Raw genomic sequence first — 17,764 nt, forward strand, 5'->3', positions numbered from 1 at the left:
CCTTCTGTAAAAAAATACACATTGTACTTATAAATTGACCGTTCCACCTTGTGCCCGAATTTCAGAGAACCAATGGTCAATATACTTTTGAACTTCCTTCCGATTAAATGCCCATTTTTTTCCTATTCTAATACCGGGAAAGTTAGGGTCACTAAGGAATAACTTTTCAATCGTCGGCCAAGATAGATTTAACATCTGACACAATTGCTTGCTGTTCATAAGCATTGCATCCATTTCAATTTTTTCAAGATGCTTTTGAACCTCAGTGAGATAAAGTTCTTTCAAACCTTCTTCGTTTAAAGAAAATTGAATGATGTTTTCCTCAGGCACTATACTTCACCTTTCTTTTTCATTTCTTCTTTAATCTGTGCAATAGCCCCCATGACTTCTCTTTTGCGTTCTTCTAACATTTCACTTTTCATCCAATTTCGAAGTGTATTTTCATGAACCCCTAGCCTCTCTGCAATTACCCAAAATGGAATCTTTCCCTTAACTTCTCTAATTTCTAGATTCCGTTTAAACATATGCCACACTCCTTTACACATAAAATATATATTTATTGTTGTTTTTCATGTTGTTATCTCTATGAAGATACTGTACAATAAAAGAAAAATTACATCAACACTTAAATGTCAACGTATCTAATTGTTTTATGTAGTTTTTACCAAATACCCAATCCAAAAAACATAAAAAATAATTCAAAAACAGCAAAAAAAATCCCATTTTAGAGGTTTCTTAGGAGGGAAACGACAAATGAAAAAAAATTTTTTATCAGAACTAAAAGTTGATAACTCATTTTTTGTTTATAATGATTACGAATTAAAAGACGATTTATTTTTTTCTGATAGTGATATGTGGGCAATTACATTTGAAGGCTATGCTCCTATTAAAGTAATTCCGCTGACAGAAGATTTACCTATTAAAGATTTTTTTATTAAAAGTCCAATTTATGGAGAAAACGTAAACGGCCAAATTGAACGTATCGAGCCACAAAATGATCAAAAAAAATATAAAATTAAAGCTGCTTTTTTAGTTGCATCAAAGACAATAACCAACTCTTTAGGTTCAAAGGAGTATTTTAAAGATTTATTATTTCCCGACAAAGAGTGGTCACACGAATATAAGCTAGATAAGTTTGGAAAAACCCTATATACAGAATTAGCCAAAATGGACTTTTCCAACTTTACTAACTTAATATATTTTTGCAAAACATGGGGGCTTCCAACTGGGGTTACACTTTCTGTCCTTGAGAATAAGAAACCGGTAAATGATATTAATATCATCTGGATGTCTCTAAATGACTTTTATATAAAGCTTCATGAATATCAAAGAATTTTTTCATACTTTAATGCTTTAATGACAAATAATTACTCTAAACTACCAACTAATCCTAAAAAAGGAGAGCATATTAAAGTTCATTCAAGTCGAATGTTACAAAAAGAAATGAAGGAAAAGTCCGTATTTTCCTTTAGGATTGATGGACAAACACCATTTTCCGTGTTCACGGATCTATTTGAAGCCGCTTATTTCTATTTAAATTTATCTATAGAGAATAATGCTCAAATGCGTATTTGCGAGAACTGTGGGCATCTATTTGAAGTAGCCCACCAGCGTCAACGGTTTTGTTCCGTACTTCCAGGACGTAGAAGATCTAGTTGTGAAATGGCATACAACAATCGGTTAAAAAAAGAAAAAAAAGAAAAAGGGGAAAATTAAAATGACATTTATTAGAAAGTCAACATTATTGTAAAGAATAGAAAGGGGAAATAAAAAGGTGGCAACATTCAGAAAGTTACCAAGCGGAAAGTGGCAGGCACGTGTATCTAAGGAAGGAAAAGAATTTAGCATCGGAACATTCCGCACTAAGAAAGAAGCTGAAATTGAAGCAGCAAAAGTTGAAGAACGAATATATTATGGTCAAGCCCTAAATGATAGGCATATGCTATTTGATCAAGTAACGAAGGACTGGTTGGAAAATAAGAAAGAAAATGTAAAGGAATCAACTTATGTGCAGCTTGAAGTGATTGTTAGAAATCACATTACTCCATATTTTGAAAACAAAAAAATCATGAATATAAAAAGAGTGGAAATTAAAAGGTGGATTGCATCATTTGGTGAATTAGATGACAAAGGAAAAGAAAAATATTCATATGGTTCAAGATTGAAATATCTTTCAGTCATGAAAAGTATTTTGCATCATGCTGTTCATGAACTTGAAGTGATTGAAAAAAATCCTGCTGATAAATTAAAAGTTCCTGTACAAGATGCTGTTGCTATAAAGAAAGAAAAAGTGAAATATTTTAACCTTCAGGAATTAAATCAATTATTGGATTTCATGAAAACATATAAGCATCAGAGATTTCCAGAATATCAGCTTTACTATATGCTTATGTATTTCTTAAGCAAAACTGGATTGAGGATAAGCGAAGCATTAGCATTAAGATGGTCAGATATTGATGGGGATAAGATAACCATCGACAAACAAACAAGTCGTGATGATAATAACAAAGTAAAATTGACAACACTAAAGAATTCTTCGTCATATCGAACAATCAAGATTGATAACGATTTATTACGTGAATTGAAAAAATATAAAATGAAGCAAAATGAATTAATTCTAGGAAATCCAAGGTTCAGAAAAAATAAAGATGGTATTATCTTTCAAAATTATAACGGTCATTATCTAACACCTTCTATTATTCGAGAGACGATTCGAGGATATTGTAAAAAAGCGGGTGTTGATTACAAAGGCACTCACGGATTCAGACACACACATGCAGTTTTGCTACTTGAATCCGGCGCAAACCTGAAATATGTATCGAATCGTTTGGGACATAAAACCATCAAAACAACTGCGGATACTTATCTTGATATTACTGAAAAAATAGAAGAAGACGAACTTCAAAAGTTCGCCTCCTACACCAAAAGATAAAACTGAATCGGCACAAAATCGGCACGCTTGCAATTTTACATTTAATAAAAACCTCTCAAACCCCTGATATATAAAGGTTTCTCCTATCTTAACCGATAGAACCTTCCATTTCGAACTTTATGAGACGGTTCATTTCAACTGCATATTCCATTGGTAATTCTTTTGTAAATGGTTCAATGAAGCCCATGACGATCATTTCCGTTGCTTCCTGTTCAGAAACACCACGGCTCATTAAATAGAATAATTGTTCTTCGGAAACCTTTGATACTTTCGCTTCATGCTCAAGTGAAATATTATCATTTAAGATTTCATTATATGGAATCGTATCTGATGTTGACTGATTATCCATAATTAATGTATCACATTCAATATTCGCACGGGCACCATCTGCTTTACGTCCAAAGTGAACCTGACCACGGTACGTTACTTTACCGCCATGCTTAGAAATCGATTTAGATACGATTGTCGAAGATGTATTTGGTGCTAGATGAATCATTTTTGCACCGGCATCCTGATGCTGTCCTTTACCGGCAATCGCGATAGAAAGGGTAAGACCGCGTGCTCCTTCACCTTTCAGAATAACAGCTGGATATTTCATCGTTAATTTAGAACCGATATTTCCGTCAATCCATTCCATTGTGGCATTAGCCTCACAAACAGCACGCTTTGTTACAAGGTTAAACACGTTGTTTGCCCAGTTTTGAATCGTTGTATAACGGCAATACGCATCCTTTTTAATAATGATTTCAACGACCGCACTGTGAAGTGAATTGGTTGTGTAGACCGGTGCTGTACAGCCTTCTACATAATGTACAGATGCACCTTCATCCACAATGATTAACGTACGCTCGAATTGACCCATGTTTTCTGAGTTAATCCGGAAATACGCTTGCAGTGGTGTATCAACCTTCACACCTTTTGGTACATAGATGAAAGATCCGCCAGACCATACAGCAGAGTTTAACGCTGCGAACTTATTATCTGTCGGTGGAATAACCTTTGCCCAGTGCTCACGGAAAATATCTTCATTTTCGCGAAGAGCGGAATCTGTATCTTTAAACACGATTCCTTGTGCTTCAAGATCTTCCTTCATATTATGGTAAACAACCTCTGATTCATATTGAGCAGAAACCCCTGCTAAATACTTCTGCTCTGCTTCAGGAATCCCAAGCTTATCAAAAGTCTGTTTAATCTCATCCGGAACCTCATCCCATGATTTTTCAGATTTCTCAGATGGTTTTACGTAATACGTAATTTCATCAAAATTTAATGAATTTAAATCTCCACCCCATTGCGGCATTGGCTTGCTGTAGAAGATATCCAATGATTTCAAACGGAAATCAAGCATCCACTGAGGCTCGTTTTTCATTTTTGAAATTTCTTCAACAATTTCCTTTGTTAAACCGCGTTTTGAACGGAAAATGGAGACGTCTTTATCATGAAAGCCATATTTGTAATCACCGATTTCAGGTGCTTTTTTTGCCATCGCCTTAGTCCTCCTTTATAAGGGAAGCCGGAAGCTTCCGCTTATTATTTAACTTACACTATCCTTCATTGGGCAGAAGCTTATTTATCCTCTTCATGAAGAGCCTTCTCCATGGCTTTCCATGCTAATGTCGCACATTTGATACGGGCAGGAAACTTACATACCCCCTGCAGGGCTTCGATATCGCCAAGATCTTCATCATCATCAATATCAATATCTTTTCCTTGCACCATATCAGAAAAAGTATGAGCAAGCTTTAATGCTTCCTCAACCGGTCTGCCTTTAATCGCATCTGTCATCATCGATGCTGATGACATAGAAATAGAGCAGCCTTCCCCTTCAAACTTTGCGTCCACGACGATATCATTTTCCACTTTCATCGTAAGTTGAATCCGGTCGCCGCAAGTCGGATTATTCATGTTAATCGTTAAACTTTCATCTTCAATGACGCCTCTGTTTCGAGGGTTTTTATAATGATCCATTATAACTTGTCTATAGAGGGTATCTAAATTATTAGAAGACATCGCTAAAATACTCCTTTGTTTTCACGAGTCCCTCCACAAGTCTATCGATATCCTCTTCTGAATTATACAGATAAAAGCTTGCCCGGGCAGTTGCTGATACATCAAGCCATTTCATTAACGGCTGTGCACAGTGATGGCCTGCTCTTACAGCAATTCCTTCTGCATCAAGGACAGTAGCAACATCATGTGGATGAACATCGGAAAGATTAAATGTCACAACCCCGGCCCGTTTCTCTGCTTCTTTCGGACCGTAGATCGAAATTCCTTCAATTGTAGACATTTTTTCAAGCGTGTAAGCAGCCAGCTTATGTTCATGCTCGAGGATATTGTCCAACCCAATCTCCTGTATAAAATCAATCGCTGCACCTAAGCCGATTGCTCCTGCAATAATCGGTGTGCCGCCTTCAAACTTCCATGGAAGCTCTTTCCATGAAGATTCGTAAAGTCCGACAAAATCGATCATTTCGCCGCCAAATTCAATTGGCTCCATATTTTCCAGAAGTTGTTTTTTACCATATAATACACCGATACCGGTAGGTCCGCACATTTTATGTCCTGAAAAACCAAGGAAATCACAATCTAAATCCTGTACATCAATTTTTAAGTGCGGCGCACCCTGTGCGGCATCAACAACCATTACAGCCCCATTTTCATGGGCAATCTTTGCAATTTCCTTAATTGGATTCATGACGCCAAGAACGTTTGAGACCATTGTCACTGCAACAAGCTTCGTATTTGGCGTGATCGTCGCTCTAACATCATCCAATGATAATGTACCATCTTCCTGAAGTGGAAAATACTTTAATGTCGCACCGGTATTTTTCGCTACTTGCTGCCAAGGAATTAAATTGCTGTGATGCTCCATATACGTAATGACAATTTCATCGCCTTCTTTAAGGTTAGCATTGCCATAGCTGGAAGCAACTAGATTTAATGCCGTTGTTGTTCCTCTCGTATAAACAATTTCTTCAATGGATTTAGCATTAATAAATTTTCTTATCTTTTCACGAGCACCTTCATAAGCGTCAGTTGCTCTTGTTCCAAGCGTATGAACACCACGGTGTACGTTTGAATTATCCTGACGGTAATAATTTGTAATCGCATCAATCACCTGAATCGGCTTTTGAGAAGTCGCAGCACTATCAAGATAGACTAATGGATGCCCATTTACTTCTTGATTTAAAATTGGGAACAATTGCTTGATTTCTTTAGTATTCATTACTGAACTTTCCTTTCAATAACTTCAACGAGTTGTTTTTTAACCCCTTCAATCGGCAATTGAGCTACAACTGGTGCTAAGAATCCATGAATTACAAGGCGTTCAGCTTCCTTTTGTGTAATTCCGCGGCTCATTAAATAATAAAGCTGTGTCGGATCAACGCGGCCAACTGATGCGGCATGTCCTGCGATTACATCGTCTTCATCAATTAGTAAAATTGGATTTGCATCCCCGCGTGCTTTTTCGCTTAACATCAGGATACGAGATTCCTGTTCAGCATTTGATTTAGAAGCACCGTGTTCAATTTTTCCAATCCCATTAAAAATCGTTGTCGCACTTTCCTTCAGCACACCACGTTTAAGGATGTTTGCTTCGGTATTACGGCCAAAATGAACAATCTTCGTTGTAAAGTTTTGAATTTGTTCGCCACGGCCGACAACAACTGATTTTGTATCGCCGCTTGAACCGTCTCCAATTAGATTTGTTGTCGTTTCAGAAATGGTATTCCCATCATTCATTAATCCAAGTGACCAGCCGATTCGTGCATCCTTTGCTGCCACACCGCGGCGGTTAACATAAGTCGTAACGCCTTTTGCCAGATTATCAACCGCTCCATACTGTACATGAGCATTTTGGTTTGCAATCACTTCTGAGACGATGTTAAAAACATTATCTTGTGATTCAACCGTTGAGATATAGTTTTCTACGTACGTAACTGAGCTATTATCCTCGGCAACAATTAACACATGGTTAAATACATTTGCCTCCGCATCATCATGTAAGAAGACAGCCTGAACTGGCTCTGTTAGTTCCACATTCTTTGGAACATATAAAAAAGCTCCTCCGTTTAACAGCGCTGCATGTAATGCAGTTAGTTTATGTTCATCAACCTTTACGGCATCCTTCATGAAGTACTTTTGCAGCAAATCGCCATGTTCACGGGCTGCTGTAAAGATATCCGTAAAAATAACACCTTTTTCCTGTAATTCCTTTGAAAGAGAGATCAGTGTTGGACGATTATTACGTTGAATATATAATGATTGATCATTTTCATTGACGTTAATTAATGATTTCACACTGTCAGGTAGTTCATCAAAGGAAGTGAAATCTTCACTTTTTATTATATGTTTATCAAACTGAGTAAAGTTCCATTTGTCAATTTTCGTTTTATCCGGCTTCGGCATTGGAAGATTCTCAGCCTGTTCAAGGGCATTTATACGCAGTTCTGTCAACCAGACAGGCTCGCCCATATCCTTTGAAAAAGAGCTGATATACTCTTTTTCAAAAGTTTTTTTCATTTCTGTTGTCATGATTAAATCCTCCTAACTTACGCTTCTTGACCGACTGTTTCGTCTTCGATTCCGAGCTCTTGTTTAATCCAGTCATAACCTTCTGCTTCTAAACGCTGTGCAAGCTCCGGACCGCCTGACATTACAACACGGCCCTGCATCATTACATGCACATAGTCAGGAGTGATATAGTTTAAAAGACGTTGATAGTGTGTAATAACTAAGCAGCCGAAATCTTCGCCGCGCATTTCGTTGATACCTTTTGAAACAACCTTTAATGCATCAATATCAAGTCCTGAATCAATTTCATCTAGGATCGCAATCTTTGGCTGAATCATCATTAATTGAAGGATTTCATTACGTTTCTTTTCTCCACCGGAGAATCCTTCATTTAAATAACGCTGTGCCATATTTGGATCCATATCAAGGAATTCCATTTTGCTGTCCATTTGACGAATAAATTTCATCAAGGAGATTTCATTGCCTTCGCCGCGTCGGCTGTTAATTGCCGAACGTAAAAACTCTGCGTTTGTTACACCGCTGATTTCACTTGGATACTGCATGGCAAGAAATAGACCTGCACGGGCACGTTCGTCAACTCCCATTTCCAAAACGTTTTGTCCATCCAGCGTAATACTTCCTTGTGTCACTTCATATTTTGGATGCCCCATAATGGCTGAAGATAAAGTAGATTTACCAGTACCATTCGGACCCATGATTGCATGGAATTCTCCGCCTTTTATTTCAAGGTTTACACCTTTTAAAATTTCTTTACCGTCAATAGAGACATGTAAGTCTTTAATCGTTAGTACAGATCCTGCCATAATTTTTTTACCCTCCAAAAAAAATAATTTGTATCTTGTCGGTTAGAAACCGGCTTTCTCAATTCTCAATCTATTCTCATTACAATCTTATACCAAATCATATTTGTTAGCAACATTTATGTAGTATTTACAAGCTTTTCAAACAAAACTATTTAGAAAGTCCGTTTAATCGCTATTGAGAATGGATTTAAGCTATTTTCAATTAGCTTTTTTAAAAAATAATTTTTTTATTTTTCCCATCACGGACTCACTACACACACCGCCGATTTAAAGTGATTTTTGTCATTTCCTTATCACTAGTATGCTGCATTAAGCCCGTTAGTATGATTTGGTGTTAGGCACCAAAAAAACCAGCGCATGTGGATGGCACTGGTTTATATATGCTTATTATACATGATTATGGTTATTTTATAAATGATGCTGCTTTTTAGCAAAGTTTTCAAAGATTTTTCTACTTTGGCTGTATTCTTGCTCACGTCGGTTTTCCACTTTCATTCTTTCTTTAGGTTTTTGGCAATAGACCTCGTAGCCAATTCCATGTGCATGATGCAAGGCTTTTTCCATTTCATGTGTATAATTCATATGCAAGCTGCTAATAGTCCTCAATCCCTTCGACAATATATGAGTTTGACGTCGCATGTGCTGTTTTATTATTTTTATATGCTACCATCCATGCTTAAAAACACTCAAACCCGAAAATAAACCATTTTCGGCTTTATCGCCTGTTTTTGGGTTATTGATACTTAGCATTCGACATTATTCTTAATTTCTCTACTATTTTCTTCAATTTTCACACCATTATAAAAAAATAAAAAGCCACAGCCCTCATATTTTAAGGGCAATGGCTTTACGCTTCGTTTTTTATTCAGATACTGGTACTACAGCACCGTCATATTTTTCTAAAATAAAATCTTGAATTTCCTTAGAGTGCAGCACTTCAACTAATGCTTTAATTTCTTCTTTATTTTCATCACCTTTGCGAACGGCAATAATGTTCACATATGGTGATTCTTTGTCTTCGATGGCAATTGAATCTTTAAGCGGATTTAAACCAGCATCGATGGCAAAGTTTGAGTTGATCAGAACGATGTCACCTTCATTATTATTAAAGATTTGCGGTAAAAGCTCTGCTGCATATTCTGTGTCAAATTCTAAATTCCTTGGATTTTCCACGATATCATCTATAGTAGCAGCTGTTTTATCAATGCCTTCTTTTAATGTGATTAAGCCTTCTTTTTCTAATAATGAAAGGACACGGCCATGGTCAGCTACAGAGTTACTGATAATAACCTTTGCATTTTCTGGTAAATCCTTTAATGATTTATATTTCTTTGAATAAATACCAATTGGCTCAATATGAATACCGCCAGCATTTGCAAATTCATAACCATTTTCTTTGATTTGTGTTTCGAAATAAGGAATATGCTGGAAATAGTTTGCATCAAGATCTCCTGAAGCTAACGCTTGGTTAGGAAGAACATAATCCTGGAATGTTTCAATTTGAAGTTCGATTCCTTTTTCCTCTAATAGCGGTTTTGCCTGTTCTAGAATCTCAGCATGCGGTACGTTGGATGCACCAACTACAAGTTTTTTCATTTCTTCTTTTGATTCTGCCGCAGAATCATCCTTCTTTTCTTCTGTTGCGCCGCCGCATGCAGCCAACACAAGAACGAATACTAACGTGAATAATGCTGTTAACCATTTTTTCATTATGACAACCCCTTTACCTTTTATCTATTTTATTAGTTATAATATCTCCAATAAATTGGATGATAAATACAATCACAAGTACAATAATAGTAGCCATTAACGTAACATCAAAACGGCTGCGCTGGAATCCTTCAAGATAGGCCAGGTTACCAAGACCGCCTGCCCCGATGACACCGGCCATAGCCGTAAATCCAACCAATGAAATGGCTGTAACAGTAATTCCTGAGATAAGTGCTGGAAGGGACTCTGGTATCAATACCTTCCAAATAATTGTAGTCGTTTTAGCCCCCATTGATCTCGCAGCTTCAATTACACCTTTATCAATTTCCCGAAGTCCAATTTCAACCATACGGGCATAAAAAGGGGCTGAGCCAATAATTAAGGCCGGTAATGCCGCATTTTCACCAATCATTGTCCCAAATACGAATTTGGTAAATGGAATCAAAAGAACAATCAGGATAATAAATGGAATAGAGCGGAATATATTGACCAATGCACTGATGACTTTATTTACCGTATAATTCTGCCAGAGATTCCCTTTTGCAGTTAAAAACAATAGTAAACCAAGAATAATACCAAGAATAAACGTTGCAAGGGTGGAAATCCCCGTCATATATAAGGTTTCTTTCGTTGCTTCCCACATTTTCACCCAATCAACATTCGGGAACCACTGATTAAGCATTCGAAATCACCTCCAGGCCCACTTGTTGAGAATCAATATAGTTAATAGCTTTTTCGATTTCACTTTCTTCTCCGTCTAAGTGGATAAACAGTGTACCATATGCACCGTTTTGTGTTTGTGAGACCTTCCCCTGCAGAATATTAATCGTAATTTCAAAGTTACGAATTAAATTCGTAATCAAAGGCTTCTCAGCACCCTCTCCAATAAAGGTGAGCTGAACAACCCTTCCGGAATGGTACTCTGTAAGCAGATGCTCAATCGTATCCTTTGTCTCCTCGGGTTCTGTCACCTGCTGGACAAATCGTTTTGTAATCGGCTGCTGCGGGTTTTTAAATACTTCTAAAACCGTGCCCATTTCGACAATTTTTCCTGCCTCCATAACAGCAACGCGGTGACAAATTTTACGAATCACATGCATTTCATGGGTGATTAACACAATGGTTAAACCAAGTCTTTTATTTATATCGACTAACAGGTCTAAAATTTGATCCGTTGTTTGCGGGTCAAGTGCTGATGTTGCTTCATCACATAATAATACCTTCGGGTTGTTCGCAAGTGCTCTGGCAATCCCAACCCTTTGCTTTTGACCGCCGCTCAGCTGTGATGGGTACGAATCTTCTCTTCCTTGAAGGCCGACAAGCTGGATCAGCTCGTCCACTCGCTTCATTCGTTTTTCTTTCGGTACGCCGGCAATTTCAAGTGGGAAAGAAATATTTTCTCTTACCGTTCTCGACCAAAGTAAGTTAAAGTGTTGGAAAATCATACTGATTTCCTGGCGTGCTTCCCTTAATTTAGCTCCTTTTATATGAGAAACTCGGTTTTCTGCCACCGTTACAGAGCCTTCAGAAGGAAGCTCAAGTCCGTTTAACATTCGAATCAATGTACTTTTTCCCGCGCCGCTGTAACCGATCACGCCAAATATCTCGCCGTCTTTTACCTCAAGGTTAACGTCCGTAACAGCTGTTACTTTTCCCTGCTTCGTGGAGAAAACTTTTTTTACGTTTTTGATTGAAATCATCTTGATTTCACCCCTTACTATCCATATGTTATCCAATACAGTCTTACTGGAAATGAGTTAAAAAAATGCCTATATACTAATAAATGCCTTTCTGCATGTGAGCAGAAAGGCATAAGGATGTGCTGCCTTTCTCTCATCTGTCAAAGCATAATGCTTTGTGTGAATTGGCACCATGTCAATTGACATTGACGGTTGCCGGGTTTCATCGGGCACATCCCTCCACCTCTCTTGATAAGAGCAAACATGTATATTTAATTACATTCATGTCAAGCATTTTTACTTTAACGTATTTTGAGAATTACGAGAGTTATCGTACCATAGATAGTAAGGAGTGTCAATATAATAATTTATTTTAATATATTAATATTCTGTCAATATCGCCTTATAAAAGGCCCCGCTATAGGGTTTATTGCACTCTCTTAAAATTATTTCAGTAAACTGAAAGTTTTATAGAGAAGACTCTCCAGTTGCTTTAAAGATCGCTTGTTCTAAATCTTCGATTAAATCCTCTACATTTTCAATTCCAACAGAAAGACGGATTAAATCCTCTGTTACGCCGGCAGCAGCCAATCCTTCTGCATCAAGTTGCTGGTGCGTTGTACTCGCCGGATGAATGATGAGGCTCTTTGCATCCCCGACATTAGCAACATGTGCCCATAGTTCGATATTATTGATCAAATTAGCTCCAGCTTCTCTGCCGCCTTTAATTCCAAATACGATCATAGAGCCTGCACCTTTTGGTAAATATTTTTCCACATGCGCCTTATCAGGGCTGTTATCACTGCCAGGATACAGAACCCAGCTGACTGCAGGATGATTTTCTAAATATTGGACAACCTTTACTGCATTTGCCACATGTTCCTTCATTCTGACATGAAGCGTTTCAAGACCTAATACGAAATAAAAGGCATTTTGCGGGCTAAGCGCAGGGCCCATATCACGAAGAAGCTGAACACGCGCTTTTGTAATATAAGCGGCAGCACCAATAGCTTCACTATACACTAGGCCATGATAGCTTTCATCCGGCTCTGTAAATCCAGGAAACTTCGGTGAGTTCCAGTCAAACTTACCAGCATCAACAATGATTCCGCCAGTTGTTGTACCGTTTCCTAATAACCATTTGGTTGCAGAATGTACCACAATATCTGCACCAAATTCAATCGGACGGCACAAATATGGTGTAGCAAATGTATTATCAATAATAAGCGGCACGCCTGCTTCATGAGCAATTTCAGCCACTTTTTCAATATCAAGCACCTTCAGGCTTGGATTACCGATCGTTTCAGCAAAAACAGCCTTTGTTTTCCCTGTTATCGCAGAGCGGAAATTCTCCGGGTCTTCAGGATTGACAAAATGGACATGAATACCATATTTAGGTAGTGTAACAGCAAATAAATTATATGTACCGCCGTAAAGGTTTGAGGCTGCGACGATTTCATCCCCTGCTTCAGCAATGTTTAAAATAGCCAGTGTAATGGCTGCCATTCCGCTGGCTGTCGCAAGTGCACCGATACCGCCTTCTAATAGAGCGACTCTTTCTTCAAAAACCGTTACTGTCGGGTTATGAATACGAGTATAGATATAGCCAGGCTCTGCTAATCCAAATAAATTTGCGGCATGTTCTGTATTTTTAAATTGATAGGCATTATTTTGATAAATTGGTACAACCCTTGCACCTGTAACTGGATCTGGCTGCAGGCCACCATGGACCCCTAATGTTTCTAAACGATACTTTTTTTCATTAGCTGACATCTTTATCTCTCCTTTTGTTTATTTACTTTTAGAAGATATAAAAAAAACCTTCTTTTCACAGGAAGAAGGGTTTTCGTCATCTCTTCTTATCTGTCAGAGTCAATACTCTGCTGGATTTAGCACCGTGTTTCCCCGGTTGCTGGGCTTCATCGGGCCAGTCCCTCCACCGCTCTTGATAAGATACTATTAAATTAATTAGTGAAATATTATCATGATTTATAATTATTAGTCAATTTATTTATCGAGTTTCTGGTAAAGATTGTGAATAATTTATGTCTGGTTTTGCAAGAAAAAACAGTGACTCCAGCAATAAAAGCTCACGAAAAGAAAAAGTTGCTGCAGCTGCTTTATGTTTTACCGCTTCCCTTAGTTTTCTTTCGCCTGAAAGAATAGACTGTAAAACGTCAGCCTGCAATTCGATTCTTTTTAACACTGAAGGATCCTGCATTTCATCATCAAGGAAAATAACGCCGTTCTCAACCTTCACATAAATGATGTCCTTTTCCGTTTTCACTACAAAGGAGAAAACGACACCTTTCAAAAGCAGACGTACTGCTTGTTTTCGGTTCACTTCTTCAAGCCAACCCTTAATCAGACCTACCATTCTGAACCACCCACCCAGCTTCACTGCACTTTACGTATATATTCACTGATTCGGCGGGTGATTCCTGCTTTTGTAACATGATTATTCTCCACTTATTTTTTCAAAAAACAACATTTCTATAATATTACTCAAAAAAAGGAGAAGGAAGCAGCCTCCAAAGCTTACTTCCCTCTCACAAGTAGCATAACTAAAAAAAGGCTTTGATTCTCTCAATTAAAAAAGGAACCGATTGAAAAGCATACATTTTATCAGCCATGCTGCCATTTTCTAAAAAAACGAGACATGGAACACTTTCCACTTCCCATTTCTCCGCGAGCTGCGGCATATAATTTAAATTGATTTTACCAAACTTTGTATCAGGTAAAATTTCCGCTGCAACCGTAAGCATTTTCCCTGCAACCTGGCAAGTTCCACAAAAAGGTGTATATAGATAAATTAAGCCTGAGCCTTGTTGATGAATAAAACCTTCGAGTTCCTCTCTGCTCCATTCTTTCATATGATTAACCTCTGTCTAAGTATTGGGTGTGAACCTCAATATTGGCCGCTATTAATACGGCTGCCAAATGAAACTCCGGCGCTGATGCTACTTCCCGGTACATTTTATCAATATAGAGATGCTCTGCACGTGGAAATTCCCGCTTTAATTTCTTGCGAAGCTTTTCGCCAGCATCATCTGCGTCCACTAATACATAGACATCCTTATCGTATAATGTATCAACCCATTCATCTAATAGTGTAGCGCTAATTGTTCCATTTGTACAAATGATCTCAATCGGTTCTTTGACAATTGTTTTCACTTTTCTTTTATCCGTAGTCCCCTCAACAATAATTACTTTATCATAGCCTAAAATTCTCATTTCCCCCTTTAAATACAGAATGCGCCCAATAGGCGCATTCTCCCGAATTTTAGTCTTCTTTCGTCATTTCTTCATACTGCTCCGCAGTCATCAGCTTGTCAATTTCTGACAAATCAGAAGGCTCAATCACAACCATCCAAGCCTTTTCATAAGGGGATTCATTTACAAATTGCGGATCATCTGCTAATCCTTCGTTTACTTCAACCACTTTTCCGCTTACAGGAGCGTAAAGTTCTGAAACTGTTTTAACAGATTCTACACTGCCAAACGGCTCATTAACTGTTAATTCATCTCCTACTTCAGGAAGCTCGACAAATACAATATCACCAAGTTCATGCTGCGCAAACTCTGTAATGCCAACACGCACTTTATCTCCCTCAACTTTTACCCACTCATGTTCTTCGGAATAACGTAATTCTTTTGGTGCGTTCATTCTTTTCCCTCCAGCTGTTATGATTTAATTAAACCCATGTCTCAGAAAATTGCTCTTCTTTGAAACCAACGGTTACTTTTTCAGAGTCCGTTACAATTGGGCGTTTAATTAACATTCCATCAGATGCTAATAAATCAAGCAATTCTGCTTCAGACGCTTCTTTTATGCGATCCTTCATACCTAATTCACGATATTTTTGACCACTAGTATTAAAGAATTTTTTAATATCCAGTCCGCTTTTATTGACCATATTTTCAAGTTCGGTCCGTGATGGCGGATTTTCTACAATATGTATTTCATCATACTTAATTTCGTGGTCATCAAGCCACTTTTTTGCTTTTCTGCATGTACCGCATTTTGGATACCAATAAAACGAAAGTGCCAACTCATCACCTCATATCTAGCTTGTCCAAATCCAAGAATATTTTAACACACATTTCTGTACGACCTTTAAAGGTCTCTTTAGACCTTATAATTTTATTCTACTTTTCCTTACAATATCCTCTAAAGAATTGAAAAATTATCACAAGAAAATATATCTGATCCTCCTCCCCCTAACGAATATGGGGTTTCTTGTACGGAAAGTTATGTAAAATTATTTTAGGCGAAACCATCAGCAGGAAAATACCTGCTGATGGAATTTAGGTGTTATACAATATAACGCTCTGCATCAATTAATTTCCCGGCTGCCTCTCTTTTCTTTGCAATAATATTAAGCGGAGTATGGCGGGTAAACTTGCGAAGAGCAGATAACATCATCCGAAGAGTGTCTCCTTGTTCAATGGCAATCAGTGTTTCCTTTGCATCTTGTTCAATTTTCTGGAAGGCTTCCTGACAAAAGATTTGCGTATAAATTAGCTTTTGGCTGTTTTTATCCGTTCCCGCTTTATTTATCGCTTTTTCTGTCCGTAAAACAGTGGATTCCATCGCAAATATATTAGAAATAATATCAGCTATATTTACTAATATCTCCTGCTCTTTTTCTAATGCTTCCCCGTATTTTTGCACGGCCAGCCCTAATGCTAAGAGACCGATCTTTTTGACGTTGGCAACTAAATACTTTTCCTGCTCAAGCGGTTCATCTCCTGGTTCTGACGGCATAAACATCATTAATTCTTCCTGCAGGCTTTGTGCTTTTTGTAGAAGCGCAAGCTCCCCCTTAACAGCCTTGCGTAAAATCGTACCCGGTATCAACAGACGATTAATTTCATTCGTTCCTTCAAAAATCCGATTGATTCTCGAATCACGATAAATCCGTTCAATTTCATATTCCTGCATATATCCATAGCCGCCGTGAAGCTGGACACCTTCATCTGCAATATAATCCAGCATCTCAGAAGCAAACACTTTATTTATTGAGCACTCGATAGCATATTCGGCGATGGATTTGGCAACCGCCCTACCGTCATTGACTTCCTTTGGTGTCAGTCTGCTCATTCGATCCTCAAATAATCCGACAGTTCGGTAAACAGAGCTTTCAGCGGCATATAATTTGGCTGCCATGGATGCTAGTTTTTCCTTTGTTAACGGAAACTTCGAGAGCAGCTGTTTAAATTGCTGACGCTGATTCGTATACTGAACCGTTACTTCAAATGCCCTTTTCGCCGCACCAACGGCCCCAACCCCGAGCTTATAGCGGCCGATATTGAGAATATTAAAGGCAATCACATGACCTTTCCCATATTCGCCGAGAAGGTTTTCCTTTGGAACTAGTGCATCTTGAAAAATCAGTGTTCTTGTCGAGGATCCTTTGATTCCCATCTTTTTTTCTTCTGAGCCTGTCGAAACTCCCGGATAATCTCTTTCAACAATGAAAGCAGAAAAGTGCTGGCCGTCAATTTTAGCGTAGACAATAAAGATATCAGCAAAGCCTGAGTTGGTTATCCATTGCTTCTCGCCGTTTAAAATATAATGGGTTCCTTCCTTATTCAGCCTTGCACTTGTTTTGGCCCCAAGTGCATCTGAACCAGAACCCGGCTCCGTCAGGGCATACGCGGAAATTTTCTCACCTGTTGCCAATAAAGGTAAGTATCTTTGTTTTTGCTCTTCATTCCCGAATAACACAATTGGCAGTGTGCCGATCCCGACATGTGCCCCGTGTGTAATAGAAAAAGCACCTGCTCTTGCCAGCTTTTCCGCAATTAAGGCAGAGCTTACTTTATCAAGCCCTAAGCCGCCATATTCCTCAGGTACATCTGCAGCCAATAACCCCAGCTCGCCGGCCTGCTGCAGGAGTTTTACAGACTTTTCAAATTCATGATTTTCAATAGCCTCCACCTCTGGCATAACCTGATTCACCACAAATTCCTCTGTTGTTTTCGCTATCAATTTATGCTCATCACTATAATCATCAGGCGTATATACTTGATCACAGGAAACATCCTCGATTAAAAAGCCTCCACCCTTTGGAGCTGTATTCGTTTTATTAGGCATG

20 protein-coding genes and 2 riboswitches are annotated in these 17,764 nt (G+C 38.2%); of the genes, 2 read left to right on the forward strand and 18 right to left on the reverse strand.

Features of this window, described 5'->3' with window-relative positions; all coding sequences use genetic code 11:
- Positions 1-27: 27 nt before the first annotated feature.
- Positions 28-330 carry a helix-turn-helix domain-containing protein gene (locus R4Z09_RS24520; protein WP_338449314.1) on the reverse strand — a complete coding sequence of 101 codons (303 nt, stop codon included), beginning with the start codon at positions 328-330 and terminating at the stop codon, positions 28-30.
- On the reverse strand, positions 330-524 hold the full coding sequence (locus R4Z09_RS24525; protein ID WP_338449315.1) for a hypothetical protein: 195 nt from the start codon (positions 522-524) through the stop codon (positions 330-332). The genes R4Z09_RS24520 and R4Z09_RS24525 overlap by 1 nt, the downstream gene beginning before the upstream one ends.
- 229 nt (positions 525-753) lie before the next feature.
- Between R4Z09_RS24525 and R4Z09_RS24530 the strand changes: the two genes are divergently transcribed.
- Both R4Z09_RS24530 and R4Z09_RS24535 read left to right on the forward strand, forming a co-directional pair.
- Complete coding sequence (locus R4Z09_RS24530) at positions 754-1,716, forward strand: hypothetical protein (RefSeq protein WP_338449316.1); 963 nt, start codon at positions 754-756, stop codon at positions 1,714-1,716.
- 58 nt (positions 1,717-1,774) lie between these two features.
- Positions 1,775-2,932 (forward strand): site-specific integrase, encoded by a 1,158-nt coding sequence (locus R4Z09_RS24535; RefSeq protein WP_338449317.1) that lies wholly within the window; start codon positions 1,775-1,777, stop codon positions 2,930-2,932.
- An 88-nt stretch (positions 2,933-3,020) separates the two neighbouring features.
- Here the strand turns inward: R4Z09_RS24535 and sufB are convergent, their stop codons facing one another.
- From sufB to R4Z09_RS24615, 16 genes are all read right to left on the reverse strand, one after another.
- Positions 3,021-4,418: a Fe-S cluster assembly protein SufB gene (gene sufB / locus R4Z09_RS24540; RefSeq protein WP_338449318.1), complete on the reverse strand. Its 1,398-nt coding sequence runs from the start codon at positions 4,416-4,418 to the stop codon at positions 3,021-3,023.
- Positions 4,419-4,498: 80 nt separating this feature from the next.
- A complete protein-coding gene (gene sufU, locus R4Z09_RS24545) occupies positions 4,499-4,942 on the reverse strand; it encodes a Fe-S cluster assembly sulfur transfer protein SufU (protein ID WP_338449319.1) in 444 nt (147 codons plus the stop codon).
- Complete coding sequence (locus tag R4Z09_RS24550) at positions 4,932-6,161, reverse strand: cysteine desulfurase (RefSeq protein ID WP_338449320.1); 1,230 nt, start codon at positions 6,159-6,161, stop codon at positions 4,932-4,934. Before R4Z09_RS24550 ends, sufU begins: the two co-directional genes overlap by 11 nt.
- Positions 6,161-7,471: a Fe-S cluster assembly protein SufD gene (sufD, locus tag R4Z09_RS24555; RefSeq protein ID WP_338449321.1), complete on the reverse strand. Its 1,311-nt coding sequence runs from the start codon at positions 7,469-7,471 to the stop codon at positions 6,161-6,163. The genes R4Z09_RS24550 and sufD overlap by 1 nt, the downstream gene beginning before the upstream one ends.
- 17 nt (positions 7,472-7,488) lie before the next feature.
- Positions 7,489-8,274, reverse strand: a complete 786-nt coding sequence (gene sufC, locus R4Z09_RS24560) for a Fe-S cluster assembly ATPase SufC (RefSeq protein WP_338449322.1) — start codon at positions 8,272-8,274, stop codon at positions 7,489-7,491.
- Between the two features lie 408 nt (positions 8,275-8,682).
- Positions 8,683-8,856: a hypothetical protein gene (locus tag R4Z09_RS24565; RefSeq protein WP_338449323.1), complete on the reverse strand. Its 174-nt coding sequence runs from the start codon at positions 8,854-8,856 to the stop codon at positions 8,683-8,685.
- Positions 8,857-9,135: 279 nt separating this feature from the next.
- On the reverse strand, positions 9,136-9,984 hold the full coding sequence (locus R4Z09_RS24570) for a MetQ/NlpA family ABC transporter substrate-binding protein (protein WP_338449324.1): 849 nt from the start codon (positions 9,982-9,984) through the stop codon (positions 9,136-9,138).
- Between the two features lie 13 nt (positions 9,985-9,997).
- Positions 9,998-10,666 carry a methionine ABC transporter permease gene (locus R4Z09_RS24575; RefSeq protein ID WP_338449325.1) on the reverse strand — a complete coding sequence of 223 codons (669 nt, stop codon included), beginning with the start codon at positions 10,664-10,666 and terminating at the stop codon, positions 9,998-10,000.
- On the reverse strand, positions 10,659-11,684 hold the full coding sequence (locus R4Z09_RS24580; RefSeq protein ID WP_338449326.1) for a methionine ABC transporter ATP-binding protein: 1,026 nt from the start codon (positions 11,682-11,684) through the stop codon (positions 10,659-10,661). Before R4Z09_RS24580 ends, R4Z09_RS24575 begins: the two co-directional genes overlap by 8 nt.
- Before the next feature lie 130 nt (positions 11,685-11,814).
- Positions 11,815-11,922: riboswitch (SAM riboswitch) on the reverse strand.
- A 209-nt stretch (positions 11,923-12,131) separates the two neighbouring features.
- Complete coding sequence (locus tag R4Z09_RS24585) at positions 12,132-13,436, reverse strand: O-acetylhomoserine aminocarboxypropyltransferase/cysteine synthase family protein (RefSeq protein WP_338449327.1); 1,305 nt, start codon at positions 13,434-13,436, stop codon at positions 12,132-12,134.
- 83 nt (positions 13,437-13,519) lie between these two features.
- A riboswitch (SAM riboswitch) is annotated at positions 13,520-13,618 on the reverse strand.
- A gap of 56 nt (positions 13,619-13,674) precedes the next feature.
- The gene (locus R4Z09_RS24590) at positions 13,675-14,040 is read right to left on the reverse strand and encodes a hypothetical protein (RefSeq protein ID WP_338449328.1); all 366 of its coding nucleotides are present in this window, start codon (positions 14,038-14,040) and stop codon (positions 13,675-13,677) included.
- A gap of 187 nt (positions 14,041-14,227) precedes the next feature.
- Entirely contained in the window at positions 14,228-14,536 is a 309-nt protein-coding gene (locus tag R4Z09_RS24595) for a thioredoxin family protein (RefSeq protein WP_338449329.1), read from the reverse strand.
- A gap of 4 nt (positions 14,537-14,540) precedes the next feature.
- Entirely contained in the window at positions 14,541-14,897 is a 357-nt protein-coding gene (locus R4Z09_RS24600; RefSeq protein WP_338449330.1) for a toprim domain-containing protein, read from the reverse strand.
- 49 nt (positions 14,898-14,946) lie between these two features.
- On the reverse strand, positions 14,947-15,330 hold the full coding sequence (gcvH, locus tag R4Z09_RS24605) for a glycine cleavage system protein GcvH (RefSeq protein ID WP_338449331.1): 384 nt from the start codon (positions 15,328-15,330) through the stop codon (positions 14,947-14,949).
- A 28-nt stretch (positions 15,331-15,358) separates the two neighbouring features.
- Positions 15,359-15,715 (reverse strand): arsenate reductase family protein, encoded by a 357-nt coding sequence (locus R4Z09_RS24610; protein ID WP_338449332.1) that lies wholly within the window; start codon positions 15,713-15,715, stop codon positions 15,359-15,361.
- A gap of 263 nt (positions 15,716-15,978) precedes the next feature.
- Positions 15,979-17,763, reverse strand: coding sequence for an acyl-CoA dehydrogenase family protein (locus tag R4Z09_RS24615; RefSeq protein WP_338449333.1), 1,785 nt, complete (start codon positions 17,761-17,763; stop codon positions 15,979-15,981).
- Position 17,764: the final 1 nt, after the last annotated feature.

Origin of the sequence: Niallia oryzisoli (genome assembly GCF_036670025.1) — a bacterium.
GTDB lineage: Bacteria > Bacillota > Bacilli > Bacillales > Cytobacillaceae > Bacillus_BD > Bacillus_BD oryzisoli.

Coding starts and splice junctions, on each gene's coding strand:
- R4Z09_RS24525 (WP_338449315.1), bottom strand. CDS start 524: ATGTTTAAACGGAATCTAGAAATTAGAGAAGTTAAGGGAAAGATTCCA.
- R4Z09_RS24530 (WP_338449316.1), top strand. CDS start 754: ATGAAAAAAAATTTTTTATCAGAACTAAAAGTTGATAACTCATTTTTT.
- sufB (WP_338449318.1), bottom strand. CDS start 4,418: ATGGCAAAAAAAGCACCTGAAATCGGTGATTACAAATATGGCTTTCAT.
- sufU (WP_338449319.1), bottom strand. CDS start 4,942: ATGTCTTCTAATAATTTAGATACCCTCTATAGACAAGTTATAATGGAT.
- R4Z09_RS24550 (WP_338449320.1), bottom strand. CDS start 6,161: ATGAATACTAAAGAAATCAAGCAATTGTTCCCAATTTTAAATCAAGAA.
- sufD (WP_338449321.1), bottom strand. CDS start 7,471: ATGACAACAGAAATGAAAAAAACTTTTGAAAAAGAGTATATCAGCTCT.
- sufC (WP_338449322.1), bottom strand. CDS start 8,274: ATGGCAGGATCTGTACTAACGATTAAAGACTTACATGTCTCTATTGAC.
- R4Z09_RS24565 (WP_338449323.1), bottom strand. CDS start 8,856: ATGAATTATACACATGAAATGGAAAAAGCCTTGCATCATGCACATGGA.
- R4Z09_RS24570 (WP_338449324.1), bottom strand. CDS start 9,984: ATGAAAAAATGGTTAACAGCATTATTCACGTTAGTATTCGTTCTTGTG.
- R4Z09_RS24575 (WP_338449325.1), bottom strand. CDS start 10,666: ATGCTTAATCAGTGGTTCCCGAATGTTGATTGGGTGAAAATGTGGGAA.
- R4Z09_RS24580 (WP_338449326.1), bottom strand. CDS start 11,684: ATGATTTCAATCAAAAACGTAAAAAAAGTTTTCTCCACGAAGCAGGGA.
- R4Z09_RS24585 (WP_338449327.1), bottom strand. CDS start 13,436: ATGTCAGCTAATGAAAAAAAGTATCGTTTAGAAACATTAGGGGTCCAT.
- R4Z09_RS24590 (WP_338449328.1), bottom strand. CDS start 14,040: ATGGTAGGTCTGATTAAGGGTTGGCTTGAAGAAGTGAACCGAAAACAA.
- R4Z09_RS24595 (WP_338449329.1), bottom strand. CDS start 14,536: ATGAAAGAATGGAGCAGAGAGGAACTCGAAGGTTTTATTCATCAACAA.
- R4Z09_RS24600 (WP_338449330.1), bottom strand. CDS start 14,897: ATGAGAATTTTAGGCTATGATAAAGTAATTATTGTTGAGGGGACTACG.
- gcvH (WP_338449331.1), bottom strand. CDS start 15,330: ATGAACGCACCAAAAGAATTACGTTATTCCGAAGAACATGAGTGGGTA.
- R4Z09_RS24615 (WP_338449333.1), bottom strand. CDS start 17,763: ATGCCTAATAAAACGAATACAGCTCCAAAGGGTGGAGGCTTTTTAATC.